The organism is Lactiplantibacillus herbarum, assembly GCF_001039045.1.
In the GTDB taxonomy this organism is placed as follows: domain Bacteria; phylum Bacillota; class Bacilli; order Lactobacillales; family Lactobacillaceae; genus Lactiplantibacillus; species Lactiplantibacillus herbarum.
The window spans coordinates 1-1,789 of sequence record NZ_LFEE01000051.1 but is presented as its reverse complement, the minus strand read 5'-3'; the positions used below and the strand labels follow the sequence as shown (position 1 = coordinate 1,789).

General features: G+C 48.0%; 1 rRNA gene. It reads right to left on the bottom strand.

What is annotated here, in order from left to right:
• Positions 1–72: 72 nt before the first annotated feature.
• Positions 73–1,640, bottom strand: a 16S ribosomal RNA gene (locus ACG95_RS13840).
• Between the last annotated feature and the right edge of the window lie 149 nt (positions 1,641–1,789).

Here is a 1,789-nt window from a genome sequence, read left to right as displayed (position 1 = left end):
TTGAGAGTTAAATCTCTCAAAACTAAACAAAGTTTCAACGAATGTTGTGTAGGTTTCCGTAATATTCCTTAGAAAGGAGGTGATCCAGCCGCAGGTTCTCCTACGGCTACCTTGTTACGACTTCACCCTAATCATCTGTCCCACCTTAGGCGGCTAGTTCCTATAAAGGTTACCCCACCGACTTTGGGTGTTACAAACTCTCATGGTGTGACGGGCGGTGTGTACAAGGCCCGGGAACGTATTCACCGCGGCATGCTGATCCGCGATTACTAGCGATTCCGACTTCATGTAGGCGAGTTGCAGCCTACAATCCGAACTGAGAATGGCTTTAAGAGATTAGCTTACTCTCGCGAGTTCGCAACTCGTTGTACCATCCATTGTAGCACGTGTGTAGCCCAGGTCATAAGGGGCATGATGATTTGACGTCATCCCCACCTTCCTCCGGTTTGTCACCGGCAGTCTCACCAGAGTGCCCAACTTAATGCTGGCAACTGATAATAAGGGTTGCGCTCGTTGCGGGACTTAACCCAACATCTCACGACACGAGCTGACGACAACCATGCACCACCTGTATCCATGTCCCCGAAGGGAACGTCTAATCTCTTAGATTTGCATAGTATGTCAAGACCTGGTAAGGTTCTTCGCGTAGCTTCGAATTAAACCACATGCTCCACCGCTTGTGCGGGCCCCCGTCAATTCCTTTGAGTTTCAGTCTTGCGACCGTACTCCCCAGGCGGAATGCTTAATGCGTTAGCTGCAGCACTGAAGGGCGGAAACCCTCCAACACTTAGCATTCATCGTTTACGGTATGGACTACCAGGGTATCTAATCCTGTTTGCTACCCATACTTTCGAGCCTCAGCGTCAGTTACAGACCAGACAGCCGCCTTCGCCACTGGTGTTCTTCCATATATCTACGCATTTCACCGCTACACATGGAGTTCCACTGTCCTCTTCTGCACTCAAGTTTCCCAGTTTCCGATGCACTTCTTCGGTTGAGCCGAAGGCTTTCACATCAGACTTAAAAAACCGCCTGCGCTCGCTTTACGCCCAATAAATCCGGATAACGCTTGCCACCTACGTATTACCGCGGCTGCTGGCACGTAGTTAGCCGTGGCTTTCTGGTTAAATACCGTCAATACCTGAACAGTTACTCTCAGATATGTTCTTCTTTAACAACAGAGCTTTACGAGCCGAAACCCTTCTTCACTCACGCGGCGTTGCTCCATCAGACTTTCGTCCATTGTGGAAGATTCCCTACTGCTGCCTCCCGTAGGAGTTTGGGCCGTGTCTCAGTCCCAATGTGGCCGATTACCCTCTCAGGTCGGCTACGTATCATTGCCATGGTGAGCCGTTACCTCACCATCTAGCTAATACGCCGCGGGACCATCCAAAAGTGATAGCCGAAGCCATCTTTCAAACTCGAACCATGCGGTTCAAGCTATTATGCGGTATTAGCATCTGTTTCCAGGTGTTATCCCCCACTTCTGGGCAGGTTTCCCACGTGTTACTCACCAGTTCGCCACTCACTCAAATGTAAATCATGATACAAGTACCAATCATTACCAGAGTTCGTTCGACTTGCATGTATTAGGCACGCCGCCAGCGTTCATCCTGAGCCAGGATCAAACTCTCAAATTAATGATAAGTTTTAAAGCTCGTTTTAAAAATTGTAAAAATTTATTTGCTAGCGAATTGACTTCGCAAATGTTTTTGTTCTTGATTCAAAGATCAAGAGACCCTACACATTTGATTCGTCGAAACTTTGTTCAGTTTTCAAAGATCTAATT